Source organism: Klebsiella sp. KPN54798 (genome assembly GCF_021184225.1).
Taxonomy (GTDB): Bacteria; Pseudomonadota; Gammaproteobacteria; order Enterobacterales; family Enterobacteriaceae; genus Klebsiella; species Klebsiella pneumoniae.
The window spans coordinates 1,112,705-1,137,163 of the sequence record NZ_CP089234.1 but is presented as its reverse complement, the minus strand read 5'-3'; the positions used below and the strand labels follow the sequence as shown (position 1 = coordinate 1,137,163).

At 57.8% G+C, this 24,459-nt stretch carries 21 protein-coding genes and 2 pseudogenes; 13 read left to right on the top strand and 10 right to left on the bottom strand.

Annotated elements, in window-relative coordinates; all coding sequences use genetic code 11:
- Window positions 1-8 precede the first annotated feature (8 nt).
- Both LPQ25_RS05625 and LPQ25_RS05620 read left to right on the top strand, forming a co-directional pair.
- Entirely contained in the window at window positions 9-2,546 is a 2,538-nt protein-coding gene (locus tag LPQ25_RS05625; RefSeq protein WP_014907061.1) for a fimbria/pilus outer membrane usher protein, read from the top strand.
- 2 nt (window positions 2,547-2,548) lie between these two features.
- Window positions 2,549-3,577, top strand: coding sequence for a fimbrial protein (locus LPQ25_RS05620; protein ID WP_004180973.1), 1,029 nt, complete (start codon window positions 2,549-2,551; stop codon window positions 3,575-3,577).
- 12 nt (window positions 3,578-3,589) lie between these two features.
- Here LPQ25_RS05620 and LPQ25_RS05615 read toward each other — a convergent pair whose 3' ends face one another.
- From LPQ25_RS05615 to exaC, 5 genes are all read right to left on the bottom strand, one after another.
- The gene (locus LPQ25_RS05615; protein ID WP_004180974.1) at window positions 3,590-4,684 is read right to left on the bottom strand and encodes a fimbrial protein; all 1,095 of its coding nucleotides are present in this window, start codon (window positions 4,682-4,684) and stop codon (window positions 3,590-3,592) included.
- Window positions 4,685-4,691: 7 nt separating this feature from the next.
- Window positions 4,692-7,247: a fimbria/pilus outer membrane usher protein gene (locus LPQ25_RS05610; protein WP_015875106.1), complete on the bottom strand. Its 2,556-nt coding sequence runs from the start codon at window positions 7,245-7,247 to the stop codon at window positions 4,692-4,694.
- Window positions 7,248-7,283: 36 nt separating this feature from the next.
- On the bottom strand, window positions 7,284-7,946 hold the full coding sequence (locus LPQ25_RS05605) for a fimbrial biogenesis chaperone (RefSeq protein WP_004180976.1): 663 nt from the start codon (window positions 7,944-7,946) through the stop codon (window positions 7,284-7,286).
- Window positions 7,947-8,140: 194 nt separating this feature from the next.
- Window positions 8,141-8,722: a fimbrial protein gene (locus tag LPQ25_RS05600; protein WP_004145710.1), complete on the bottom strand. Its 582-nt coding sequence runs from the start codon at window positions 8,720-8,722 to the stop codon at window positions 8,141-8,143.
- Window positions 8,723-9,422: 700 nt separating this feature from the next.
- On the bottom strand, window positions 9,423-10,943 hold the full coding sequence (exaC, locus tag LPQ25_RS05595; RefSeq protein ID WP_014907057.1) for an acetaldehyde dehydrogenase ExaC: 1,521 nt from the start codon (window positions 10,941-10,943) through the stop codon (window positions 9,423-9,425).
- Between the two features lie 264 nt (window positions 10,944-11,207).
- On the opposite strand from exaC, the gene LPQ25_RS05590 reads away from it, so the two are divergent.
- Window positions 11,208-12,995: a sigma-54-dependent Fis family transcriptional regulator gene (locus LPQ25_RS05590; RefSeq protein ID WP_014907055.1), complete on the top strand. Its 1,788-nt coding sequence runs from the start codon at window positions 11,208-11,210 to the stop codon at window positions 12,993-12,995.
- Window positions 12,996-13,077: 82 nt separating this feature from the next.
- Here LPQ25_RS05590 and LPQ25_RS05585 read toward each other — a convergent pair whose 3' ends face one another.
- A complete protein-coding gene (locus LPQ25_RS05585) occupies window positions 13,078-13,986 on the bottom strand; it encodes a LysR family transcriptional regulator (protein WP_014907054.1) in 909 nt (302 codons plus the stop codon).
- A 103-nt stretch (window positions 13,987-14,089) separates the two neighbouring features.
- Here LPQ25_RS05585 and LPQ25_RS05580 point away from each other — a divergent pair, with 103 nt between their 5' ends.
- From LPQ25_RS05580 to LPQ25_RS05570, 3 genes are all read left to right on the top strand, one after another.
- A complete protein-coding gene (locus tag LPQ25_RS05580; RefSeq protein ID WP_014907053.1) occupies window positions 14,090-14,695 on the top strand; it encodes an FMN-dependent NADH-azoreductase in 606 nt (201 codons plus the stop codon).
- A gap of 75 nt (window positions 14,696-14,770) precedes the next feature.
- On the top strand, window positions 14,771-15,070 hold the full coding sequence (locus tag LPQ25_RS05575) for an ArsR/SmtB family transcription factor (protein ID WP_002914277.1): 300 nt from the start codon (window positions 14,771-14,773) through the stop codon (window positions 15,068-15,070).
- A gap of 7 nt (window positions 15,071-15,077) precedes the next feature.
- Window positions 15,078-15,623: a rhodanese family protein gene (locus tag LPQ25_RS05570; RefSeq protein WP_004145720.1), complete on the top strand. Its 546-nt coding sequence runs from the start codon at window positions 15,078-15,080 to the stop codon at window positions 15,621-15,623.
- Here the strand turns inward: LPQ25_RS05570 and lpxO are convergent.
- On the bottom strand, window positions 15,604-16,506 hold the full coding sequence (gene lpxO / locus LPQ25_RS05565) for a lipid A hydroxylase LpxO (RefSeq protein ID WP_002914281.1): 903 nt from the start codon (window positions 16,504-16,506) through the stop codon (window positions 15,604-15,606). The genes LPQ25_RS05570 and lpxO overlap by 20 nt on opposite strands.
- Before the next feature lie 205 nt (window positions 16,507-16,711).
- Between lpxO and LPQ25_RS05560 the strand changes: the two genes are divergently transcribed.
- The gene (locus LPQ25_RS05560) at window positions 16,712-16,891 is read left to right on the top strand and encodes a hypothetical protein (RefSeq protein ID WP_002914284.1); all 180 of its coding nucleotides are present in this window, start codon (window positions 16,712-16,714) and stop codon (window positions 16,889-16,891) included.
- Window positions 16,892-16,963: 72 nt separating this feature from the next.
- Here the strand turns inward: LPQ25_RS05560 and stpA are convergent, their stop codons facing one another.
- Window positions 16,964-17,365 (bottom strand): DNA-binding protein StpA, encoded by a 402-nt coding sequence (gene stpA, locus LPQ25_RS05555; protein ID WP_002914287.1) that lies wholly within the window; start codon window positions 17,363-17,365, stop codon window positions 16,964-16,966.
- Between the two features lie 728 nt (window positions 17,366-18,093).
- On the opposite strand from stpA, the gene alaE reads away from it, so the two are divergent.
- Window positions 18,094-18,543 (top strand): L-alanine exporter AlaE, encoded by a 450-nt coding sequence (gene alaE / locus LPQ25_RS05550; protein ID WP_002914289.1) that lies wholly within the window; start codon window positions 18,094-18,096, stop codon window positions 18,541-18,543.
- An 85-nt stretch (window positions 18,544-18,628) separates the two neighbouring features.
- Here alaE and LPQ25_RS05545 read toward each other — a convergent pair whose 3' ends face one another.
- Window positions 18,629-18,991: a DUF2002 family protein gene (locus LPQ25_RS05545; RefSeq protein ID WP_002914291.1), complete on the bottom strand. Its 363-nt coding sequence runs from the start codon at window positions 18,989-18,991 to the stop codon at window positions 18,629-18,631.
- A 149-nt stretch (window positions 18,992-19,140) separates the two neighbouring features.
- Here LPQ25_RS05545 and LPQ25_RS05540 point away from each other — a divergent pair, with 149 nt between their 5' ends.
- Complete coding sequence (locus LPQ25_RS05540) at window positions 19,141-19,488, top strand: ElaB/YgaM/YqjD family protein (protein WP_002914293.1); 348 nt, start codon at window positions 19,141-19,143, stop codon at window positions 19,486-19,488.
- Window positions 19,489-19,631: 143 nt separating this feature from the next.
- Here LPQ25_RS05540 and pdxR read toward each other — a convergent pair.
- Window positions 19,632-20,982: pseudogene (pdxR, locus tag LPQ25_RS05535) on the bottom strand (MocR-like pyridoxine biosynthesis transcription factor PdxR).
- Window positions 20,983-21,070: 88 nt separating this feature from the next.
- On the opposite strand from pdxR, the gene LPQ25_RS05530 reads away from it, so the two are divergent.
- The 4 genes and pseudogenes from LPQ25_RS05530 (at window position 21,071) to nrdE (ending at window position 24,450) form a co-directional block, all read left to right on the top strand.
- Window positions 21,071-21,502: a carboxymuconolactone decarboxylase family protein gene (locus LPQ25_RS05530; protein WP_004145727.1), complete on the top strand. Its 432-nt coding sequence runs from the start codon at window positions 21,071-21,073 to the stop codon at window positions 21,500-21,502.
- Window positions 21,503-21,685: 183 nt separating this feature from the next.
- Window positions 21,686-21,931 carry a glutaredoxin-like protein NrdH gene (gene nrdH, locus LPQ25_RS05525; protein ID WP_002914320.1) on the top strand — a complete coding sequence of 82 codons (246 nt, stop codon included), beginning with the start codon at window positions 21,686-21,688 and terminating at the stop codon, window positions 21,929-21,931.
- Window positions 21,928-22,338: a class Ib ribonucleoside-diphosphate reductase assembly flavoprotein NrdI gene (gene nrdI, locus LPQ25_RS05520; protein ID WP_002914321.1), complete on the top strand. Its 411-nt coding sequence runs from the start codon at window positions 21,928-21,930 to the stop codon at window positions 22,336-22,338. The genes nrdH and nrdI overlap by 4 nt, the downstream gene beginning before the upstream one ends.
- A pseudogene (gene nrdE / locus LPQ25_RS05515) lies at window positions 22,311-24,450 on the top strand (class 1b ribonucleoside-diphosphate reductase subunit alpha). Before nrdI ends, nrdE begins: the two are co-directional and overlap by 28 nt.
- Window positions 24,451-24,459: the final 9 nt, after the last annotated feature.

The following is a 24,459-nucleotide window of genomic DNA, read 5'->3' as shown; positions in this document are numbered from 1 at the left end:
ATAGAGTGATGGACGATAGTAAATTACGCTATTTTGCCAGCGCATGGTTAATCTCCATCACGTTACCGGCAGACAGCGCGGAACGCTATAATGCCCAGTTTGTGAACGGCATCGACCCGCTGGCTTTTAATCAGTTTGTCGCCAGCGATGGCGACGTCATGCCGGGCACCTATGACGTTAATATTTACATTAACGATCTGCTGGTGGATAGCCGCCCCGTTCGCTTCTCAGAGGATAGCGCACATGGCGGGTTGGCCCCCTGCCTGAGCGCGGCGGAATATATCCGCTATGGCGTCAAGATTGACGATGACCACCAGCCCTGTTTCGCGCTGTCGCAGACGATCCGCCAGGCAGAGCAACAGCTGGATATCGCTAATCATCAGCTGATCATTCATATCCCTCAGCAATATATCGAGCACTATCCCCGTGACTATGTTTCCCCCATGCGCTTTGATGAAGGTATTAACGCTGCTTTCGTCAACTACAGCTATTCTACCGATGCCAATAATGGCGACGGGGGCAGCCACCAGTATCAATATCTTTCGCTAAACAGCGGGATCAATATTGCATCGTGGCGATTGCGCAATAATGCCTACTGGAATAAGTTCAGCGGGCAGGCGGATAAGTGGCAAAGCATCGCCAGTTGGGCGGAAACGAACATCATTCCCTGGCGCAGCCGGCTTGTCGTCGGCCAGACCAGTACCGACAACAGCGTCTTCGATAGCGTCCAGTTTCGCGGCGTACAGCTTGGCACCGATGTCGAAATGCGCCCCAGCAGCCAGACCGGCTTCGCGCCGGTCATTCGCGGTGTGGCCAACAGCAACGCCCGGGTGGAAGTTCGGCAGAACAACTATCTGATTTACAGCGAGAACGTCCCAGCCGGGCCCTTTGAGCTAAATGATATCAGCGCCGTTAACCGCAGCGGTGATTTCTACGTGACCGTCATTGAAGCCGACGGTAGCCAGACGACCTTTACTGTCGCCTACACCACCCTGCCACAGCTGGTGCGGGCAGGCCAATGGAATTATCAGCTGTCGGCGGGTAAGTATCATGACGGCGCTGACGGCTATGCCCCCGCCCTGATGCAAAGCTCGCTCTCTTATGGCCTGAATAATACCTTCACACTGTACGGTGGCGCCCTTGCAGCGGAGAACTATCGCGCCGGCGCCTTTGGCGTCGGTAGCAATCTGGGGGAGATTGGCGCCCTCTCAGCCGACTATACGCTGGCGGGAACGACGCTGGCGAATGGCCAGCGCAAGCAGGGAGGGAGCGTGCGTTTTCTGTATGCTAAATCCTTTTTATCAAGCAAGACCGACTTTCAAATCGCGGGCTACCGTTACTCAACGGCAGGTTATTATAGCCTCAGCGATGCGGTTAACGAGCGTCGACGCTGGCACAATGGCCTGTACGAAAATGATTACTGGCCCTCTGACGAAGACGAAAGCTGGCAGGCAAGCGCTCCCCAACACTATTACACGTCCTGGTTTTATAATAAAAAGCATCGCTTTGATATTTCTGCCCGGCAAACTCTCGGTAAGAACAGCGCTTTCTTCCTTAACTTCAGCCAGCAAAATTACTGGAATAGCTCAGGAAGCGATATCTCTCTGCAGGCGGGCTTTAACAGCACTATCCATAACGTGAACTATGGTCTGTACTATCAGAATACGCGTAGCCACTTCACCCATGACGACAATAGCATCACACTGCGCGTTTCCATCCCTTTTACTCTGCAAGAAAACCGCCGGATCAATACCGCATTTACCCTCGCCCACAGTAAATCGTCTGGCACGTCCGGGCAGGCTGGGGTAAACGGCACGCTGCTCGATGATGATCGCCTGAGCTGGGCCGTCACCAGCGCCTATGATGACACCAGCCATAGCACCAACAGCGCCAGCCTGGGTTATCTCGGCCAGTACGGTAACCTGTATACCGGCTACGCCTACAGCAAAAGCCATCGTCAGGCGAGTCTGAATCTGAGCGGCGGCGTGGTGGCACACCGCGGCGGCGTTACCCTCTCGCAACCGCTGGGCTCAACCTTTGCGCTGGTGGAAGCCAAAGACGCTCAGGGGGTAGGGATAGAGAATCAGACCGGCGTGCGCATCGATCCCTTCGGCTACGCTGTCGTACCACAAAGCGTTCCCTATCGGGTCAATTCTGTCGCGCTCAACCCTCAGGACTTCGATGCCTTTCTTGATGTCCCTAACGCAGTGGCGGATACCGTGCCTACCCGCGGGGCAATTACCCGGGTGCGCTTTGATACGTTCCGGGGATATAGCGTGCTGATCCATACCACCCTCGCCGACGGCAGCTATCCACCATTGGGCGCCGAGCTCTATCGCGCCAGTGGGATCAGCAATGGTCTGGTCGGCCCGGGAGGAGATGTCTATGTCAGCGGAGTCGATTCAGGCGAAAAACTGCAGATAAAATGGGGCGAAACGCACCAGCAAAGCTGCGAAATCACCCTGCCCGAACTGCGCCAGAAGCCTCAGCAGGCGACGGCCTGGCGTGAATTATCCTTAATCTGCACAGTAACCCCCTCGAGGTAATTATGCGCCGACTTAGCGATACGTTATTTCTGACATGGCTTTCCGTTCTGTTCATGCTGAGCGCCTTCCCGGCGCAGGCGCTGACCTGCAAGACCACCTCGTCCACGATCAGCGAAGTCGTGAATATCGAGAGCATCATTAAAGTCTCCAGCAGCGAGCTTATTGCCAATAAAAAGATATGGGTCTCCAGTCCTATTACCGCCACCTTCAGTTGCGAAGATACCGATAATTTTCCGAACGGTGAAAGCGCCTATTTCTGGCTGGATCCGGAAAATAAAGCCAGCAGCTTGCCCAACTTTATCCAGGTAGGCATTACTTACAACGGCATCGACTATCTGCTACAAAATAAAAAATCGGTGGAGATTGGCCCGGCGACGCTGTGTGATAAAAGCGGGAATACCTGTAAGTCCCCGGCCATAGGGCAGACATTCAGCCTGGTTTACCAGGTCTATATCATCTCGACGGGCCGCAGCGTGACCGGGGATGGTAAAATAGACGATAACCTAAAATTGTCGCTTTTTCAGGTAGATGGCCAAGGCGGTCTACGTAACGGCACCGCTGGCGCCAACTATAATCTTTTCATTACCGGCCTGAACCGTATCAGAACAATGGCCTGCGTCCCCACGGTATCTATTTCGCCAAGCGAAATTAACTTTGGCGATATTCCTGCCGGTAACGCCCGACCGGGCTACTATGAAAAAACACGCCCCTTTACCGTCACCTATGGTCTGGTCAAGCAGGGTAACGGCAGTGATTGCGGGACCGAAGCTATGCTTGCTACGTTTAGCACCACTAATACGATACAGGAGAGCGCCATTATTTTGCCGCAGCCGGACAGCGGCTTCGGCATTGTCATCTCGCCAAACGCCAGTATGCTTCCACGTATTGAGATGAATGCTCCGATTCACTTTACGCTGGCAACGGGAGCGACCCTCGCGAGCACCTATACGGCGGGGCTGCTCTGGTTGTCGAGAACGCCGAAGCTGGGGCCTTTTTCCGCGACCGCCAAAATCACCGTGACCTTTGAATAACGCCGCCCCAGGCTAGTTATACTCCAGGGCGAAAGTCACCATGCTGTTGGCCGTACCGGCTCCCACCGTGGCGTCAGTCTGCACATACTGGGCGTTGAAATTGATCGCCTCGGCGGTACCGGCGCTGGCGCCGGTCACCCTTTTCAGGATCGGCAAGTTGCTGGCCTCATTGATCTTAACGCTGGTGCCGTCGGGCACTGCCGCACCGGGGTTATTGCCGTAGGTCAGCTTCACGCCGACGCCGCTGGCGCTGTTGCTGGCCTGGCTCAGGGCCAGGGTATCGCTCTCCACGCTGACGCCGAAAAAGCCGATGCGCACGTCGGTCGGCGTCGGACAGAAGACCGGAATCGAAAAGCGCTTCGCCTGGCCGCCGGTAGTCCCTTTGCCATGAAACTCCCCCCGGTTAACCGTACCCAGACTGACCTGGATCGTCGATGTCGCTACCTGGCAGCTGCCGCTGCTGCCAATGTCCACATTCAGGGCGGCGATATCGATGCTGACCGGCGCGCTGGCGACAAAGCTGGCGCTTGCGCTGGTCTGCTGTTCAATGGTCATCTCCCCCACCTGCGGCAGCGGCGGCGAGTTGGTATGCGTCCCGTCCGCCAGTTGCACCGTTCCGGTTTTATAGAAGGTTACCGCAATCCTCACCGTGGTTTGCTGCTGCGTCATCAGCGCCGGGAGCGTCGCACTGTCGCATACCACCACCGACTCGCCGCCGGCGGAGTGGCTGCCATCGATGGCACGCATCGGGCCGCCGGCGCACTGGAAGCTGAGGGCGTAACCAATGCCGTCGATAGCGCTGGGGTAGACATGCTGTCCGTTAATCACCATCGGCGAGCCGCCGGTTTTCAGCTGCTTATAGACGATGCGTTTGGCGCTCGCCGTCGGCAGCTGCAGGTCGCAGGAAAAAGGGATCCCGCTGCCGTTATCCGCCATCGCGCTGGTCATCTGGGTATTGACCGGCAGCGTGGGTAAATACTTGATATTAGGAATATTGACCGTGGTCTGGCCGATATTTGCGCGGCAGGTTTCAGCCCGCACGCCGGGAAGATAGGCGCTCAGCCCCAGCAGAAAGAGGAAAGGAAGTAGACGAAAAACAGATTTCATAGCCGCCTCAGCGTGTCTGGCACAGTCCGGAGACGGTTTTCACCGTATTCAGACTCTGCTGTGGGTTATCCGGAAGATGAAAATGCAGCGTGCAGCTCTGCGACTGATTGTTGACGATCCAACTCACCGCCAGGGTTCCCTCCTGCGGCACACCGCTGAGATACACCTGGCCGCCGTCGGCCACCATGCCGCCCGACGGATTGCCGCTCTCCTCCTCCTCGACCAGCCGCGCACTGGCGCCAAACGGTAGCGGCCCCTGGGCATTGCGCAGGGTAAACAGCACCCGGTTGCCAATGTGGGTCTGGTAGTTGGCCATCACCACCGCGCCGCCGCCGGGGATCACGGTCTGCCCCTGCTGGTCGACGTCGGTGTCGTCGGCCATCGACTCCGTATCGAGGGTAATGACATTTTTCCGGTAGGCGGTCAGGGAGGGCACCACGGCATAGCCGCGCCAGTCGGTGTGCACATTGTTGCCGTTTTGCACCGCCACGCCGGCGGCCCCCGGCGCCCGGACGATGGCGAAGCTCTCACCCACCGTCTGGCCGAAGGTGACGCCGTGCGGATGCGCGACCACCGAGCCGGCGCCTCCCCAGGTCAACTGGTTGCTGGCGGCGTCATGGCGATAGCCGATCTGAGCGTTGCCGAAGCCGCCGTGGTAGTCCAGGGAGGCGCTGCTGTTGCTGCCTCGTCCCTGGTTGCCATAACCTTGCTGAACCGAGTAGAACAGATTTGGCCGCGTCGGCACCGCGCCATACAGCGACATCTGCTGCGAGGTATAGCCATTGCTGTCCGAGGTGGTGTTGTAGCTCACCGCGCTGTCGGACAGCGGACCACCCAGCGGAATATTGATATTGAATGACCAGGAGCGGTCATTTTTTTGCTGGCCGCTGGCGCGGGTGTAGTAATAGCCCACGCCCCAGGAGATCCCTTTCCAGGCGCTGTAGAACCCAAGGTGCACCGTCTCATCCCGACTCTGCCGATGCCAGTACTCCTGCGACCAGGCGGAAACCGCCAGACTGCCCAGGCCACCAAGGCTTTGCGACACCGACAGCTCTTCCCGGCGACGCCGGTTGTCTACTTGCCCCTGGGCGCTTTCAAGGGCGCTGGCTTCGGCAAAATCGTAATAGCCGCTTGACGAGTAGCGATAGCTGGCGAGGCTGAACGCAGTGCCCGAGCTGACAAAATTTTTCTGATACTGAGCGCGCAGCGAATGGCCCGTATAGCGCTTGCCCGACGGCGTACGGGTGACGGCCTGGGTGACATCCCCTCCCAGCGATCCGAACTCGCCAAAACCGCGGCCCAGGCCCAGCGCCCACGCCTGATAGTCCCGGGCCAGCTGCGTACCACCGTAGAGGGTGAATCCCGCCGTCAAACCGTAGAACAAAGTGCCCTGCAGAAATTCCGGCGAGCGCACCGATTCCCCCCCGGAGTGGTAGCGGCCGGCGCTGAGACTGAATTTGCCGCGCCCTTCGCGCAGCATATATGGCACCGCGGAATAGGGCTGGGTAAAGGTACGCACCGCGCCATTGCTCTCGGTCACCTTCACCTCCAGATCGCCGCTCTGCGAGGTGGGGTAGAGATCGCTGATGGCGAACGCCCCCGGCGACACAAAGGTCTCGTAGATCACATACCCGTGCTGAGAGACGGTCACTTTAGCATTGCTGTGCGCCACGCCACGAATGGTGGGGGCAAAGCCGCGCTGGCTGTCCGGGAGCATTTCATCGTCAGACATCAGCTGGACGCCGCGAAACTGTATGCTGTCAAACACATCGCCGGTGGTATAGGTATCGCCGATCCGCAGCAAGCTCTTCAGCGAGCGGACATCGCGCTGCAGCCAGGTGCTCTGGGTATCCCAGTGCCGGCGCTGCTGGTCATACTGCATTGAGGAGATGTTGCGCAGTCGCCAGGCGCCCAGGTTGAGGCCGCTGCGTAAATTGAGATAGTTTGAGCGGCTGCTCTCCCCTTCGTCGGCGTTCTTTATTTGCGCGCCGGAAAAATAGTAATCGACAAACGCGGCCGGCACGCCATCGTCCCAGCGCGACGGATCGACATAGCCGCGGCTTTGCACGTTCATCGCCGCCTGGGGAATACTCAGCGTCAGGCGCTGGTTAGCGAAGCTGAACCGACTGCTGGCGTCGGGAATAAACTTCTCGATCCGGGTGAAGGTTTCGCCTTCATGCAGCGCTTGAAAGGCGGGAAACGCGCTGACGTTGACGCCATACTCCGCCAGCTGACCGGGCGTCAGCACCGGGCGCAGCTGCCCGCCATCGTCAACAAACGTGATATCAGCCTGACCCAGCTCCTGGTCATTAACCACCACGGTGACAGGATAAGTCCCCGGCTGCTGGCCGCCGGGTTTGGCGAAGTAGTGCAGATCGGAGGTTTGCTGCTGCGGGTCAGCAAACTCCAGCGCCGCCGGGTCAAAATAGTCGTCGGCCATCGCCCGGCTCAACGGACTGAGACAAAACATCATCGTCGGCACCGTCGCCAGCGCCACCGCCCGCCCGGCGGTAACGGGCAACAAGGCATACTCCCGCACCCTGGCTGTTGTTATTCTTTTCATGCTGGCGCCGTCCGGTAAGCTAATCAAAAAGGGGAATTACTGCTGGGCGAAATCGCTGACGCCGCCGTAGTCGTTAATCGCCCGCCATTTGACGGTGCCGTGCCCGCTCACCGGCCACGTTTTCTCGCCGAAGGGAGCCACCATGCCGGGATCGTCGATGCTTTGCCCGCCCACCTCGACGGCGTAAAAAGAGACGAAGTAGGGAGTGGGATTTATCACCGTCAGCCGACCGCCGGACTGGCTAAACTTCAGCTGCTGCCAGGCCTTTGCCGGGTCGCCCGCCAGGTCGTTGGGGCGATAGAAGATTTTGAATTTCGATTTAATATTCACCTGCAGCTTATTCACCTCGCCCTGACGCGTCGGGGCGATACTTTTGACGTTCAGCCAGAAGACCGATTCACGGTCGCGGGGCAGCGAGGCGCCAATAAAGTTAATCCGCAGAACGTTATTTTGCTCCGGATCGAGACGGAACAAGGGCGGCGTTACAATGAAGGGCACCCTGGCCTTATCGTTTTCCGCGTAATTTTCCACCCACGACTGCACCAGATAGGGCGTATGGGTATCGGCATTGGTGACTGAAATAGCGGCTTCACGCTTCCCTTCCTGATAAATCACACGGGTTCCACCCATGACAATACCGGCCTGCGCTGCCGTGGTGCACAGCAGAAAAGCCGCAACGGCAATTATTTTCTTCATCATGACTTACCATCAGGTAAAAGTTGAACAGACAACAAAATAAAGCAGTGAATAACAGAGCCAGTACTCGACGGGATAATTAGCAAAAACAACTATACCGTCACGAATATATTTCGTGACTTCATGACAATTAACACATTAGCTATCTGTAATTAATCAAGACGCAGTGGGCTGACTCTGAATAACGCGCAATTAGATCAGTTATAAATCATATTGAAATTAGCTGTACCGTCGGCTTTACCTGCCGTCACGGTCGCCGCGGTGGAGATATAGTCGGCGTAAAACTCGAGGTCGGCAGAGCCGGTGCCGCCGCTGGTACCCGGAGTGACCGTCTGTTTGGCTGACGTTTTACCGAGGCTGACAGCCGTCGACCGATCGTGCTCATACAGCTTAATCGCTACGCCGCTGGCGCCGCCGTTGATGGCCAGCAGGGAGTTATCAGACTGATCGCGCGCGCCGTCAAACAGCACGGCGACCGTAGTCACGCTGGCCGGGCAATCTTTCACTTTGATATGGAAGGGGGTTTTGGTGGTTTCAAAACCAGTGCCGGTAAAATAGTTGCTGGCCCATTTGCCCAGATCAACCTTCTGGCCATTAGAACTACTATCGACGTTGCAAGAGCTGTCGGTGATTGACCCATTGAAGATGACCTGCCCGCCGGCGCCTTCCGAACTGGTGCCCGAGTCAGGATTGATAGTGTTGGCCGCGGTAGCCTGCAAGGCTACGCCAGAAAGCAGCGCTCCTATGAGGATGGTTATAAAGCGAGGTTGTTTTTTCATTATTTATCTCATCGTTAACGAACATATTTTCCATCATCGACAATAGCCCCAAAGCTATCGCGAAACGGCTCGTCAGCTCCTCCCTGTAAATGTACATTGCGTTCCTTCCGCAGGATATTAGGCACATCCCCCTCTACTCTGCCTTATTTCGCCAATAGATGGCCATAAATAACAAACAGAAGAAAAAAGAGTTATTTTGATGTGCGAAATAAATATATTACCCGAAGTATCAAAAGGCAACCCGGGAAGATGTTAACTATAAGTTAATAGCTATGTTCGCCATATATTTAATTTTTGAAATGGCTTTTCAATGTTAATTTACATATCTATACAAAAGAAATTCAAATACCTTTAAACAACAACAGATCAATTCAATTAACAAATTTAAAGACAATTGTTCAAAAATTCGTCTTGTTTTATTGTGCGCTCGTCAGAGCGTACACAAAAATTAGGAATTTTCCTGGTATTAATATTCATAATTTCTACACAAACGACGCCAAGGTGCGCCACCTTCACCCGCTAATCCCTTATTATGGAAGTGTTTTTATTTTCAAGTGAAAGCCAATACATAAGTGACATAAATACATGGGCGCTGCCGCCGGCAAAATAGCCACCATCTTCACATGGTTATTTTGAAGTAAAAAAAATCCGCAACCCGAATGGATTGCGGACTGAGGATCGGTCAGAAATGAGATGGACTTCAGAACAGGCCCAGCGGCGCGGTGCCGTAGCTCACCAGCAGGTTTTTGGTTTGCTGATAGGCATCCAGCGCCATCTTGTGCGTTTCCCGCCCGACGCCGGACTGTTTATAGCCGCCGAACGCCGCATGCGCCGGGTAGACATGATAGCAGTTGGTCCACACGCGACCGGCTTTAATGCCGCGACCCATGCGATAGGCGAGGTTGGTATCCCGCGTCCACACCCCGGCGCCGAGACCAAACTGGGTCTCATTGGCGATGGTCAGCGCTTCCGCTTCGTCCTTAAAGGTGGTCACCCCGATCACCGGCCCAAAGATCTCCTCCTGGAAGGAGCGCATATCGTTGCGACCTTTAATCAGCGTGGGCTGAATATAAAAGCCATTATCCAGCGCCGGCGCGATAGCCGCCCGCTCGCCTCCGGTCAGAATTTGCCCACCCTCTTCCCGGGCAATCTGAATATAGGAGAGGATCTTGTCGAACTGCTGGCGGGAAGCCTGAGCGCCGATCATGGTGTCGGTATCTAACGGATCGCCGCGGCGGATCTGCGCCACCTTCTCCATGACCCGTGCCATAAAGGGCTCATAGATGGATTCATGGATCAGCGCCCGCGACGGGCAGGTACAGACCTCACCCTGGTTGAAGAAGCCGAGCACCAGCCCCTCCACCGCCTTCTCAATAAATTCCTCTTCTCCGTCCATCACGTCGGCGAAGTAGATGTTGGGCGATTTCCCCCCCAGCTCGACGGTGCAGGGGATAATATTTTCCGCCGCGCAGGCGAGAATATGCCGCCCGACCGGCGTGGAGCCGGTAAACGCCAGCTTGGCGATACGCTTGCTGGTGGCCAGCGCCTCGCCCGCCTCTTTGCCGAAACCCTGCACCACGTTAAGCACCCCGGCCGGGAACAGATCGCCTATCAGCTCCAGCAGCAGGGTAATGCTTAGCGGCGTCTGTTCCGCCGGTTTGAGCACCACGCAGTTCCCCGCCGCCAGGGCCGGGGCCAGCTTCCACGCGGCCATCAGCAGCGGGAAGTTCCACGGGATAATCTGCCCGACCACCCCCAGCGGTTCATGGAAATGATAGGCCACCGTGGTTTCGTCAATCTCGGCGGTGCTTCCCTCCTGAGCGCGCAGGCAGCCGGCGAAGTAGCGAAAATGGTCCACCGCCAGCGGCAGGTCGGCATTCAGGGTTTCGCGGATCGGTTTCCCATTGTCCCAGCTCTCCGCCACCGCCAGATATTCCAGATGCTGTTCAATACGATCGGCGACCTGTAGCAGCAGCCTGGAGCGCTGTTGCACTGAGGTTTTACCCCACGCCGGCGCCGCGCGATGGGCGGCGTCGAGGGCGAAGTCAATGTCTCTGGCATCCGAGCGGGGAAACTGCGCAATGTTGCTGCCGTCGACCGGCGAAGTATTCATAAAGAATTCGCCGCTCAGCGGCTCGACAAATCTACCGTCAATAAAGTTGCCGTAAGCCGATTTAAATGAAACCACGGCGCCGGGCTGGCCAGGATGTGCATAACGCATCGCAAATCTCCTTCTGTAGGGTTGAGACGCAGCGGCATATTGATTTTTTAAGTTTGCCGCCGAACGCTTCTCACTTTGCAGGGGTTATGCCAGTTTTTTATTTTCTTTAAATATTTTTTATTTATTAATACGTTGCCTTCACTAACCGAGCAGATGGTCAGCCACTGTCGCACGGGTTTCCACTTATGTGTTGCAAATCGCAACACCAAATACACCAAATGGCTACAATATTGCAACACAGCAACATCGACCCAGAGGTGCCCTGTGGCAGGCAATCCCTTTCTTCTCGCACCAGAGGTTAATGCGAATCCCCTGCTGAGCGATTCGTGGTCTCGCTGCCAGCGCTACGGGCTGGATCCCGCCACCGAGGATTTTCCCCGCCTCGGCGCCGGCGAGCTGGCGGACCGGCTCGCCAGCCACCGCGGCCTGCAGCAGCTGGCGCAGCCGGTGGTGGAAGCCCTGTCGCGCCAGGTCGCAGACCTGCAGTCGGTGGTGATCCTTTCCGACCCCGACGGCCTGGTGCTGCATACTCTCGGCGATACCCAGGCGCTGCAAAAGGCCCAGCGCGTGGCGCTGGCTCCCGGCAATCTGTGGAGTGAAAGCGGGCGCGGGACCAACGCCATCGGCACCGCGCTGGCGATTGACGATGGCTGCGAGATCGATGGCCGTCAGCACTTTCTTACCCGCAACCAGAATCTGTACTGCGCGGCGATGCCGCTCCAGCGACCGGACGGAAGCATCGCCGGGGTGCTGGATATCTCCGGCCCGGCGAATTTTCCCCACCAGCACACCTTTGGCTGGGTAAAAGCGGCGGCAAAGCAAATTGAATATCTGTGGGTGAAACAGAGTCTGCATCCTGAGCAGTGGCTGATGAGCCTGCACCGGCAGGTGGACAAACTCGACAGCGTCGAGGAGCTGCTGCTGGTCTTTTCCGACAACGTCCTCACCGCCGGCAACCGGCTGGCGATGCGCGAGTTCGGCCTGAGCGCGGCGCAGTTTGGCCAGCTCACCTTTGCCTCGCTTTTTCCGACGCTGACGCAAACGGCGGTCAGCGTCCCGCTGCCGCTGACCACGCCGCAGAGCCGCTACCACTATCGCCTGCGGGAGCCCACCCGCCGCCGGGTGGCGGTAAGCGCCCCGCCGGCCATGCATCTCCCCTTTACCAGTCCGCGCGAAGGCGAAAAGCTGCTGCGGCTGCTCAACGCCGGCATCGCCCTGTGCATTGAAGGAGAAACCGGCAGCGGCAAAGAGTATGTCAGCCGCACGTTGCACCGGCACAGCCGCTGGCGCAGCGGTAAATTTGTCGCCATTAACTGCGCCGCCATTCCGGAATCGCTGATCGAATCCGAGCTCTTCGGCTACCAGCCGGGGGCGTTTACCGGCGCCAGCAAAAATGGCTATATCGGTAAAATCCGCGAGGCTGACGGCGGGGTGCTGTTTCTTGATGAGATCGGCGATATGCCGCTGGCGCTGCAGACCCGCCTCCTGCGCGTCCTGCAGGAGAAAGAGGTCGCTCCGCTGGGCGCCAGTCGCAGCGTGCCGGTGAATTTCGCCTTGATCTGCGCCACCCACCGCAACCTGACCCAGCGGGTCAGCGCCGGAGAATTCCGTGAAGATCTGCTGTGGCGCCTGCGGGAATACGCCCTGGCGCTGCCTCCGCTGCGCGAGTGGCCGGCGCTGGAAACCTTTATCGCCACCCTGTGGCACGACCTGGGCGGTGCTTCACGCCGGGTGACGCTTTCAAACGCGCTGCTGGTTCACCTCAGCCAGCTGCCGTGGCCGGGAAACGTACGCCAGTTGCAGAGCGTCCTGAAGGTAATGCTGGCTCTCGCCGATGAGGGCGACACGCTGACGCCCGACGCGCTGCCGGAGGCGTATCGCGCCGCGCCTGCGCCGTTGCCGCGCGGGGGATTGCAGGCCCATGATGAGCAGTTGATTGTCGATACCCTGGCCAGGGTCAACGGCAACGTCAGCCGGGCGGCGCAGATACTGGGTATCGCCCGCAGCACATTGTATCGCCGTGCCGCCCGTGCCGGACGGCCTCGTCGCTGAGGCTACGGCGTAAAGCGCGCCGGTAGCTTGCACGCTGTCGGAAAACCTCCGCCGCCATAGATGGCGGTTATTTCTCTCTGCGCTAACCAGGTGTTGCGGTAAGAGGCAGCCCTCCCCGCAGGGCATCGATCGCCGCCCGCGTTTTTTGCGGCAGCCACGGCCCCTCCGGCCATACCGCGTGGATGGCGAAACGCACCTGAGCGCTGGGCGCCAACACCTGCTGCAATGTCCCATCGGCAAGCGCCTGCGCCACCAGCCAGTCCGGCAGCCAGGCGATGCCCATCCCCTGCTGCACTGCCGCCGCGATGGCGGCAAAATCATCCTGTATCAGCCATGTCTGCGGACTGAAGCGCACTTCGCCCTGCTGCGGGTCATACAGTTGCCATTTTTGCAGCTGGCCGTTGTGCAGATAGCCGAGGGTACGGTGCTCGTTCAACCCGGCAATAGTCTGCGGCGCTGGCTGCTGGCGCAGGTACTCCGCCGCCGCGCACAGCACCATGCCGTGCTCTCCCAGCGCCCGGGCCCGCAGCGACCCGGTATCGGCCAGGCTCCCGATACGCACCGCAAGATCAAACCCCTCCTCCAGCAGATTGACCTGCCGGTCGCTGTAGTGGAGCTCGAGCTTCAGTAACGGATAGCGCTGGCTGAGGCGGAACAGCAGCGGTGCCACGCAGCGCTGGCCAAACAGCACCGGCAGCGACACCCGCAGCCGCCCCTGCACCTCATCTTTGCCGCGCTGCAGCGTCTCTTCGGCCTCGCGGATGCGCTCCAGCGCTTCCCGGCACTGGAGATAAAATTGCTCCCCCTCTTCCGTCAGCAGTTGCCGTCGGGTGGTACGCTGGAATAACGCCACGCCGAGACGCGCTTCCAGCCGGGCAATGGTTTTTCCCACCGCCGAACGCGTCACATGGAGGATCGCCGCCGCGCTGGCAAAGTTGCCGCTCTCGACCACGGTGACAAATACCGGGATCGCATTCAGATCGTCGCGCACAGATTGGTTCCTTACGGGATACAATAGGGAAAAATAATGTCACTCCTGAGACAAAAAAGACAGTGTTAGTCTTTGCTTCTATCTTTCATTTGAGGCACTCATCATGGCTAACGTTCTGGTTTTAAAATCCAGCATTAATGGCGAAACATCCCTGACCAATCAGTTGATTAACGAATTTCTCGCGGCGCGCCAGGCGGCGGGACACGGCGATCGGCTCACCGAACACGATCTCAGCGCCATGGCGCTGCCAACGCTGGATCGCCCCCTGTTCGCCGCCCTGCGCGGTGCAGTGGATCCGCAGCCTGCTATCCGCGAGGCGGTCGTCCTCTCCGACCAGCTTATCGCCGAGTTAAAGGCCAGCGACCTGCTGGTGATCGGCGCGCCGATGTATAACCTCAACGTCCCGACCGATCTAAAAAAATGGTTCGACCTCGTGGCGCGGGCACGGGAAACCTTTCGCTACACCGAGAGCTGGCCGCAGGGGCTGGTGGAGGGCGTCCGGGCGGTGGTCGTCAGCAGCCGCGGCGGTATTCACCAGGGAGAAACTACCGATGCCGTCACGCCCTATCTGCGCGCGGTACTGGGGCTGATGGGGATCCAGGAGGTGGAATTTATCTATGCCGAAGGGCTGGACAATCGCCCGCATGGTCGCGACGCCGGGATCGCCAGCGCCCGGGCGCAGATTGCCCGGCTCGCCGTTCCGGCCTGAGTCGTGGAGAAATTGTGCTGGCGCTGGCGGCCTTTTTATTTTAGAGTTATCTAAATTTAGACAAAGCTAAAATAAATGACCACACCTGAAGACCTGCAGGCCCGCGCCGGAGAAGCCGCCGCGCTGATGAAAGCGATGAGCAATCCTCACCGATTGCTGATCCTGTGCATGCTGTGCGATGCGCCCAGGGCCAGCGCCGGCGAACTCGCCCGGGCTACAGGGCTAAGCCCCTCCGCCACCTCGCAACACCTCGCGCGGATGCGTGACGAGGGGCTGATCGACAGCGAGCGCGACGCCCAGCGTATCCACTATTTCATTACTCACCCTGCGGTACAGCAGGTGATCAATACGCTGAAAACGCTCTATTGCCCGTGAGGATCCTATGACCATCGCCACCTTAACTCCCGCCGAGGCCCAGGCGCAGATTGCCCAGGGCGCCAGACTGATTGATATCCGCGATGCGGATGAATATGCGCGCGAACATATCCCCGATGCCGAGCTGGTGCCGCTCGCCACTCTGACCAGCGGTGCGCCCCTCAATGCCCGGGCCGGAGAGACGGTCATCTTTCACTGCCAGGCGGGTTCCCGGACGCAGAATAATGCGATTCGTCTGGCCGCGGCCGCCGCGCCGGCGCAGCCCTGCCTGCTGGCAGGAGGAATTCAGGCGTGGAAAGCCGCGGGGTTGCCGGTAGTGGAAGATTCATCGCAGCCGCTGCCGCTGATGCGCCAGGTGCAAATTGCCGCTGGCGTCCTGATTTTACTGGGAGTGCTGCTGGGCTATACCGTTAACGGCGGCTTTTTCCTGCTCAGCGGCGCGGTCGGCGCCGGGCTCACCTTCGCCGGCGTAACCGGCTTTTGCGGCATGGCGCGTCTGCTGGCGACCATGCCGTGGAACCGGCGCCAGGGGGTTAAAACGCGCTCCAGATAAGCCAGGCAATGCCGCCGAAGAGCAGCCATTTGACGATGTAATAGACCGTCTTATTCCATTTTTTCAACCGCTTACCAACAATACGGATCTGGTAAATATAGCGAAACGCCCGGTTAATCCCGCCGGTGCGATCGCCGATATCGTTGGGCGCCGAAGCGGCGCTCATCAGATGGCGTCCCAGCCAGTGGTTAACTTTCTGCGCCCAGCGGTAGCGCATCGGCCGTTCAATATCGCAGAACAGAATCAGGCGATTCTCACCACTGGTATTTTCCGCATAGTGGATATAGGTCTCATCAAACAGCACGCCTTCTCCATCGCGCCAGCTGTAACGCTGGCCATCCACCTCGATAAAGCAGCGGTCATCGTTCGGCGTTGCCAGGCCCAGATGAAAGCGTAGCGAGCCGGCGTAGGGGTCGCGATGGCGCGGCAGACGGCTACCGTCCGGCAGAGTGGCGAACATGGCCGCTTTCACCGACGGGATATCGCGCAGCAGCGCGGTAGTTTGCGGACAGAGCTGGCTGGCGGAAGGATGGGCATCCTCATACCATTTCAGATAAAAGCGTTTCCAGCCGGTTTTGAAAAATGAGTTAAACCCGGCATCGTTATATTTATCGGCCGCTTTAATCTGCTCCAGCTGCTGAAGGTGGAGACCTTCGTCGCGAATAACCTGCCAGTTTTGCTGCAATATCGCCAGCTCGGGAAACATCTCCGGCCGCAGATAAGGCGTATTCGGCACGCGGGAAAATAAATACATAAATCCATTCAGCGGCGCGGTAAATGTGGAATGGTCGGAGAGCTGCCGCCAGAAACGATAGCGCACCCGTCCGCGGTAATGGACATACAGTACAGCAATAACAATGATCAACAGAATGATATACTTCATGGTGTCTTTCCTGACCTGATTGGTGGTAACCCTACCCTCGCCGTCCCCCTTTCTCAGCAGCGGTATGGCGCCAGCAAAACATTAACAATGTTAATACATATAACTCCAAATTGTTTTAACAAAAAACAGCACGCCCGGTGTTCAGTGAGCGGGCGTTGAGCTATGGTTTAGGTTTATCCATGGTGTTAACAGTGAGGAGTGAATTATGTTTGCTGTCGGCGATCTGGTACAACCCCGAGCGGGCGGACCAAAACTGAAAGTGGTGGAAGTGCAAGGGGAGCAACTGGTGGTGGTTCAGGCCGCACAGGAGCAGGGAGAGCGCTATTCGCTGAAGTCGGACGAGGTCACGCCGTATCAGGAAGAGGGAGACTTCGGCGTCTGCTAAAGCCCCTCGCTTAAAGTCATAAGGCCAGGCCGGTGGGTCTCTCACCACCGGGCTGGCGCTGGCCCGAAGGCGTTAAATTAAAAAGCTATCCAGCGATTTACCCTGGGCGACAGCCTCGGCAATCGGCTTCGGCATTCTTCCCTGTCCGGTCCAGGTTTTCTCTGCGCCAGTATGATCGGTATAACGATATTTCGCCGGGCGCGGTTGACGCTTTTTGCCTCCCGCCTTTGGCGGCTGAATATCGGCCACCAGCTCGTCAGGAGAAATACCGTCGGCGCGCATCAGCTCAAGCCAGGTATTCACTTTCTCCTGATATTCAGCCTGCTGCTGAGCTGCCTGCTGCTGTTGCGTACGTTTTTCTTCAGTGACGATCCTGAGCTTTTCCAGCATCTCTTCAAGCACGTCAATGGAGAATTCACGGGACAGGGCACGCAGTGAACGGATATTATTCAGTTTGTGTAACATTGAAGACATAAAATTAAAAAATTCCAAATAGCAAATTAAAAGATACAACGCGGCAAGTGTAATAGAAACGTTTATTTATTTCCAGCCTTCGGCTGTCCAGATAAATATATAAGGTGGATATTAGCGGTTATCCCCTGGAACTATATTGGCAAATACCTGAGCCTTTTTCATAAGCACAGGCAAAAAAGAGAGTGAATAAATAAAAAAGGCAGAAAGACGGGAAAAACTACCGTTCTCGCCAGGAATATTAGCTTTATGGTCAGCGGGTTACCTGCTGTTCATACGTGGCCGCACTGATACATACCTTTGGCCGCAGTGAATCGTTAATCAGAAAATGGGAATAAAACAACAATTCGCAATTCAGAATTTTTCACCATAAAAACGCGACTTACGGCATAAAAAATCCTAAAAGAGAGCGGAATCACACACTCGCGTGATGTTGCGCCATGGTTGGCTATCAGGCGCCGTTCCCTCGGCCAGTCTCGATTTCGTAATCAAGAGTAACACATTGATAAATATTGATATTTGCAAAAACAGGAATAAAAGTAGCGTAACGAACAAAAAACAAACCAGCGCAGAGTATTTTATCGACAAAAAGGCGATAAATAAAAATTTATAGCTAGTTGCCACTTTTAATGCAGAGATATACTCTACGCACACCAAAACAGGCAGCCCAAAAACGCTATACCAACGCGCATTTTTCGGCGTTAATGACTTCATTTTCGAGGAGCACTCCGATGTTCTCTGCGCACTCCCGCTTGCGGCATGCGGTTGCAGACACCTTTGCGATGGTGGTTTACTGCACCGTCGTCAACATGATGATCGAAATTTTTCTCTCTGGTATGACGTTTGAGCAGTCGTTATCGTCGCGTCTGGTGGCGATCCCGGTCAACATTATTATTGCCGTACCCTATGGGATTTATCGCGATTTCGCCATGCGTCAGGCCCGGCGCATCAGCCCGGCCAGGTGGATGAAAAATATGGCCGACGTGCTGGCCTACGTCACCTTTCAGTCGCCGGTGTATGTCGCTATTCTGTGGAGCGTGGGTGCTGACTGGCACCAGATTGTCGCCGCGGTGAGCTCGAACCTGGCGGTATCGATGATGATGGGCGCCGCCTACGGCTACTTCCTCGACTATTGCCGCCGCCTGTTCCGCGTGGCGCCCTATCAGCAGGCGAAGGCCTGACCAACGCGTTAGCAGCGACTGGCTCTGCCAGTCGCCTCTTCCCGCCAGCCCGCCTCGCCTGGATCCTTACATGCCTATCGGCGTATTAATTCGTCGACATTGCCGGCTGGGCTTCGCCAAATAGCCCATTCAGAAAACGCTCAAGCGCCATGCGTGAGCTAAATCCATGCGGAATACCATAATGTTGTTGCGCATCCCCGGCTAAATACAGCGGAAACTGTTCATAATGATCACAGGTTTTGATATCTGAAGCCGGTTCGGCCAGCATATTGCTGCGCTCTTTTAACGCCGGATGAATAACTAACGCTGTTCGCCCCATGCGCGCTTCGCGGTTCACATAAACATAATTATCGCCGCGGCGATAGCCGTACGCTTTTTGCGTCACAACATCCATGGTGAAGCCGGCTTTTTCAAGAACACGCGCCACCTCATCGGGTCTTAAATACATACTGATTCCTCGTTATCTTTTACCGCACATTGACCTTACCTTATTCATTAAGGACAGTGCTTTCGGAAAATTCCAGAAACCACAACAGTAAGCATAATTCAAAATCTTGTCCTACACTTACTCACTCGATGGAATTAAGGGAGATAACGATGGCTAACCATGTGAACCGCAACAATTTTGACGAGAACGCCGAAGATATTCATAACGATGTCAGCCAATTAGCGGATACGCTGGAAGAGGTGCTGAAATCATGGGGCAGTGACGCCAAAGAGGAAGCGGAAGCGGCGCGTGTCAAAGCGCAGTCGCTGTTAAAAGAGACTCGTGCCCGTCTTAATGGCCACAACCGGGTGCAGCAGGCGGCGCTGGATGCGCGCCAGGCAGCGTGCGATGCGCTGGGCTGTGCCGATACCTACGTGCGCAATAAACCGTGGCACAGTGTGGGCGCCGCCGCCGCCGTCGGGGTATTTATTGGCGTATTGCTCAATTTACGTCGATAATAGCTTAAGCATCGGCTGCCGCCGCGCGATTGGCGCGCGGTAGCCCGCGAGCTTTACGGAAGGCAATGAAGATAACAAATACGCGTCAGCCCCTGCGCGCCTCTGGCCGCAGGGGTTTTTCTGCTTCCCCGACTTAAGCGCCATCAAATCGCAATCGCCTCTCTCAGCCGTCGGGCAAGTCCGTCAGCCATCGCCGGCGAACGTATATTGGTAAAACTCATCAATAATCCCCCTCGCCCGCGTGGCGAATCCGCCAGTCGCTCAGCGCCTGCACCGCCAGCCCGGCCACAACCGCCCGCCGCGCGAGCAGCCGATCGTCGCCGCTGACCGACATAACCAGTTGAATTCCCCCAGCTGCGGCGTGACCTGAAAGCCCTGCGCCTGCAGAGCCGACTCCAGCCACTGTCTACGCTGGCTATAGCTGGCACGCATTTTCTTCAAATGACGCCAAAAATGTCCCTGCTGGATAAAATCCGCCAGCGTCTGCTGCCACAGGGTGGGAACGGTGCAGGACTGGCGCTCCGCGGTCTGGTGAAAACGCGCCACCAGCGGGGTCGGCACCACCAGCCAGGCGGTGCGCAGCGCCGGGAACATCGACTTACTGAAGGTGCCCGCGTAGATGACCCTCTGCGGCGCATCAAGGCTTTTCAGCGGCGGCAGCGGTTTGCCGTGATAGCGAAACTCGCTATCGTAATCGTCCTCAATGATCCACGCGTCGCGCTCCGCGGCCCACGCCAGCAGCTGGCGGCGTCGGGGAAGCGACAGCGCGACCCCCAGCGGACTCTGATGGGCTGGTGTGAGCAGGGCAAATCGCGCCTGCGGGTGATGACGCTGGCCCCAGCCGACGTCCATCCCTTCGTCGTCCACCGGAATCGCATCCACCGCCAGCTGCCCAGCCTCGACGACCGGCCGGATAAAGGGATACCCCGGATCTTCCATCCACATATGCTGTCCCGGCTGCGCCAGGGTACGCAGGATAAGGTTCATGGAGGCGGCATAGCTGCCGGTGATCAACACCTGATCCGGCTGACAGTCGATACTGCGCGACAGGCGTAGATAATCGACGATAGCCTGGCGCAGAAGCGGATCGCCGCCGGGATCGCCGGGTGCAAGATCGAACCGCGACTGCGTCCGCAGCCGACGCCCCATCACCCGCGCCCACTGCCCGCGCGGAAAGAGATCCAGCGCCGGCAGCCCCATCTGAAACGGCAGCGGCTCCGTCGGCGCGGCCGGTTGCACTGGCGGTACCGGCGCCAGCTGGCGCGGGCTGAGCCGCTCGCTGACAAAGGTCCCCGCCTGCCCACGCCGTTCGAGCCATCCCTGGGCGACCAGCTCTCCCCAGGCGTTTTCGATGGTCGCCCGGGAAACGCCCTGCTCCTGAGCGTACACCCGGCTGGCGGGCAAACGGCTGCCCGGGGTCAGTTCGCCACGTTCAATCGCCGATTTCAACTGGCGGGCGATACGCTGATAAAGCGGGAGGTTAATCGCTTCCATTATGGTCTGCTTTTTTCATCACAATATGGCTATCTTTTGCAGTCCATTATAGTGCTATTTTGGCTGCCGTCTTAGAGAGGAGAACACCATGAACCAATTACGTCAGCCATTCAGTGAACTGAGCCCGGAAGTCTATAAAGGGCTGGTACAGGCCAGCATCGCGCTGGAGAAAAGCGAGCTGGGCAACGCCCTGGTAGAGCTGGTTTATTTACGCGTCTCGCAGATCAACGGCTGCGCCTTCTGTCTTGAGAAACATAGCCAGGCGCTGCGCAAAGGCGGCATGGCGCAAAGCAAACTGGATGCCCTTGCGGGCTGGCGGGTAAGCGCCCACTTTACTCCGGCCGAACGCGCGGCGCTGGCTTGGGCCGAGTCGGTCACCGACATTGCCACCAGCCATGCGGAAGATGAGGTTTACCAGCCGCTGCGCGAACATTTTACCCCGCGTCAGATAAGCGATCTGACCTTCGCCGTCAGTCTGATGAACGCCTTTAACCGCCTCGCCGTGGCCATGCGCCTGTAGTTCCGCACAGCCTCCCCCCTCCTCCGCCGATCTATCCCGGCGGGGGACTCGCTTGCCAAAAACGCTATATATTGAGTGGTTGAAGTTTTAAATAACTACATCTAGTATTTCCTTATCGAATAGCCCACTACGTTCGACGCTATGTTTAGCGCCGTGCTGTTATCTTAAATGGAAATACGAATCATGCGCATTATTATTTACACTCGAAATGACTGCGTGCAGTGCCATGCCACCCGGCGAGCCATGGAGAGCCGGGGACTGGCCTTTGAAATGGTCAACGTCGACCAGCAGCCGGATGCCGCCGACACCCTGCGCGAGCAGGGATTTCGCCAGCTGCCGGTGGTGATCGCCGGTGAGCTGCGCTGGAGCGGCTTCCGCCCGGATATGATCAATCGCCTGCGCCCCTCCTTTACGGCGGCCAGCGCATGAGCCTCATCGTCTACTTCTCCAGCCGTTCGGAGAATACCCATCGCTTTGTGCAGCGCCTGGGGCTGCCGGCGGTGCGCATCCCGCTGAACGAGCGTGAACATCTGCGGGTAGACGAGCCCTATATTCTCATCGTTCCCAGCTATGGCGGCGGCGGCACCGCCGGCGCGGTACCGCGTCAGGCGATCCGCTTTTTAAACGACGTGCATAACCGCCAGCTGATCCGCGGAGTGATTGCCGCCGGCAATCGCAACTTTGGCGACGGCTGGGGGCGTGCCGGAGATGTCATCGCGCAAAAATGCGCCGTGCCCTATCTCTACCGCTTCGAGCTGATGGGAACCCCCGACGATATCAACACCGTGCGTAAAGGAGTCAGCGAATTTTGGCAACGACAACCGCAGAACGTATAACCGCCGCCGTGGATTTTCACGCCCTCAACGCGATGCTGAATTTGTACGACAGCGAGGGCCGCATCCCGTTTGAGAAAGATCGCCAGGCGGTTGAGGCCTTTATGGCGACCCAGGTTCAGCCCAACACCCTCACCTTCCCCAGCCAGGAGGATAAGCTCAGCTGGCTCGTCAGCGAGGGCTATTACGATCCGCAGGTGCTGGCCGGCTATGACCGCGGGTTTGTGCTGGCGTTGTTCGCCCATGCCCGGCGCGCTCCGTTTCGCTTTCAGACCTTCCTCGGCGCCTGGAAGTTCTATACCAGCTATGCGCTGAAGACCTTTGACGGCAAGCACTACCTCGAGGATTTCGCCGAACGCAGCGTGATGGTGGCCCTGACGCTGGCCCGGGGCGATGAACAGCAGGCGCGGCAGCTGACGGAGGAGATACTCAGCGGCCGCTTTCAGCCCGCCACACCGACCTTCCTTAACGCTGGCAAACAGCAGCGCGGGGAGCTGATCTCCTGCTTCCTGCTGCGTATTGAGGATAATATGGAGTCCATCGGCCGGGCGGTGAACTCGGCGCTACAGCTGTCGAAGCGCGGCGGCGGGTGGCCTTTTTACTCTCCAACCTGCGCGAGGCCGGGGCGCCGATCAAGCGCATCGAAAACCAGTCTTCTGGGGTGGTGCCGGTGATGAAGATGCTGGAGGACGCCTTCTCCTATGCCAATCAGCTCGGCGCCCGCCAGGGGCGGGTGCGGTCTGGCTGCATGTTCACCATCCCGATATTTTACGCTTTCTTGATACCCGGCGTGAAAATGCCGATGAGAAAATCCGCATCAAAACCTTGTCGCTGGGGGTGGTGATCCCTGATATCACCTTCCAGCTGGCGAAAGAAGATGCGCAGATGGCCCTGTTCTCGCCTTATGACGTCGAACGGCTGTACGGCAAACCTTTCGCCGATTGCGCCATCGGCGACCTCTATCCGCAGCTGGTGGCCGACGAGCGGGTCCGCAAACGCTGGATCCGCGCCCGCGACCTGTTCCAGCGCCTGGCGGAGATCCAGTTTGAATCCGGCTACCCGTACATCATGTTTGAAGACACCGTGAACCGCGCCAGTCCGGTGGCCGGGCGGGTCACCATGAGCAATCTGTGTTCGGAGATCCTGCAGGTCAGTACGCCGTCCGCCTATAATGAAGACCTCAGCTATGCCCATATCGGGGAAGATATCTCCTGCAACCTCGGCTCGCTGAACATCGCCCATACCATGGACTCGCCGGATTTCGGCCGCACAATCGCCACCGCGGTGCGCGCCCTGACCGCCGTGTCCGACATGAGCCACATTCAGTCGGTTCCCTCGGTGGCGGCCGGCAACGCGGCCTCCCACGCCATCGGCCTGGGGCAGATGAATCTGCACGGTTACCTGGCGCGGGAGGGCATTGCCTACGGCAGCCCGGAGGGGCTGGACTTCACCAATATCTACTTCTACACCGTGACCTGGCACGCGCTGCACACCTCGATGCAGCTGGCCCGCGAGCGCGGCCAGCGCTTCGCCGGCTTCGAGCAGTCGCGCTACGCCAGCGGGGCGTACTTCGACAAATATCTGCAGGAGGAGTGGCAGCCGAAAACCGAACGGGTGCGCACGCTGTTCGCCCGCGCCGGCATCTCTCTGCCCGACCGGGAAAGCTGGCGCCAGCTGCGCGACGATGTCATGCGCTATGGCATCTACAATCGCTATCTGCAGGCGGTGCCGCCCACCGGCTCGATCTCGTACATCAACCATGCCACCTCCAGCATTCACCCGATCGTCTCGAAGATTGAGATCCGCAAAGAGGGGAAAACCGGGCGAGTGTACTACCCCGCGCCATTTATGAATAACGACAATCTGGCCCTCTACCAGGATGCGTATGAGATAGGGCCGGAGAAGATCATTGACACTTACGCCGAGGCGACGCGCCACGTCGACCAGGGGCTGTCGCTGACCCTGTTCTTCCCCGATACCGCCACCACCCGCGATATCAACAAGGCGCAAATTTACGCCTGGAAGAAAGGCATCAAGACGCTCTACTACATCCGTCTGCGCCAGCTGGCGCTGGAAGGCACTGAAATTGAAGGCTGCGTGTCCTGCGCGCTGTAAGGAGAACAG

Bases quoted from the DNA above. Each gene is read 5' to 3' on its own strand.
- LPQ25_RS05530 (WP_004145727.1), top strand. From the start codon at position 21,071: ATGAACCAATTACGTCAGCCATTCAGTGAACTGAGCCCGGAAGTCTAT.
- LPQ25_RS05620 (WP_004180973.1), top strand. From the start codon at position 2,549: ATGCGCCGACTTAGCGATACGTTATTTCTGACATGGCTTTCCGTTCTG.
- LPQ25_RS05545 (WP_002914291.1), bottom strand. From the start codon at position 18,991: ATGTATTTAAGACCCGATGAGGTGGCGCGTGTTCTTGAAAAAGCCGGC.
- nrdH (WP_002914320.1), top strand. From the start codon at position 21,686: ATGCGCATTATTATTTACACTCGAAATGACTGCGTGCAGTGCCATGCC.
- stpA (WP_002914287.1), bottom strand. From the start codon at position 17,365: ATGTCTTCAATGTTACACAAACTGAATAATATCCGTTCACTGCGTGCC.
- lpxO (WP_002914281.1), bottom strand. From the start codon at position 16,506: ATGAAGTATATCATTCTGTTGATCATTGTTATTGCTGTACTGTATGTC.
- LPQ25_RS05570 (WP_004145720.1), top strand. From the start codon at position 15,078: ATGACCATCGCCACCTTAACTCCCGCCGAGGCCCAGGCGCAGATTGCC.
- LPQ25_RS05605 (WP_004180976.1), bottom strand. From the start codon at position 7,946: ATGATGAAGAAAATAATTGCCGTTGCGGCTTTTCTGCTGTGCACCACG.
- LPQ25_RS05575 (WP_002914277.1), top strand. From the start codon at position 14,771: ATGACCACACCTGAAGACCTGCAGGCCCGCGCCGGAGAAGCCGCCGCG.
- LPQ25_RS05615 (WP_004180974.1), bottom strand. From the start codon at position 4,684: ATGAAATCTGTTTTTCGTCTACTTCCTTTCCTCTTTCTGCTGGGGCTG.
- LPQ25_RS05560 (WP_002914284.1), top strand. From the start codon at position 16,712: ATGTTTGCTGTCGGCGATCTGGTACAACCCCGAGCGGGCGGACCAAAA.
- exaC (WP_014907057.1), bottom strand. From the start codon at position 10,943: ATGCGTTATGCACATCCTGGCCAGCCCGGCGCCGTGGTTTCATTTAAA.
- LPQ25_RS05540 (WP_002914293.1), top strand. From the start codon at position 19,141: ATGGCTAACCATGTGAACCGCAACAATTTTGACGAGAACGCCGAAGAT.
- LPQ25_RS05625 (WP_014907061.1), top strand. From the start codon at position 9: ATGGACGATAGTAAATTACGCTATTTTGCCAGCGCATGGTTAATCTCC.
- LPQ25_RS05600 (WP_004145710.1), bottom strand. From the start codon at position 8,722: ATGAAAAAACAACCTCGCTTTATAACCATCCTCATAGGAGCGCTGCTT.
- nrdI (WP_002914321.1), top strand. From the start codon at position 21,928: ATGAGCCTCATCGTCTACTTCTCCAGCCGTTCGGAGAATACCCATCGC.
- alaE (WP_002914289.1), top strand. From the start codon at position 18,094: ATGTTCTCTGCGCACTCCCGCTTGCGGCATGCGGTTGCAGACACCTTT.
- LPQ25_RS05610 (WP_015875106.1), bottom strand. From the start codon at position 7,247: ATGAAAAGAATAACAACAGCCAGGGTGCGGGAGTATGCCTTGTTGCCC.
- LPQ25_RS05580 (WP_014907053.1), top strand. From the start codon at position 14,090: ATGGCTAACGTTCTGGTTTTAAAATCCAGCATTAATGGCGAAACATCC.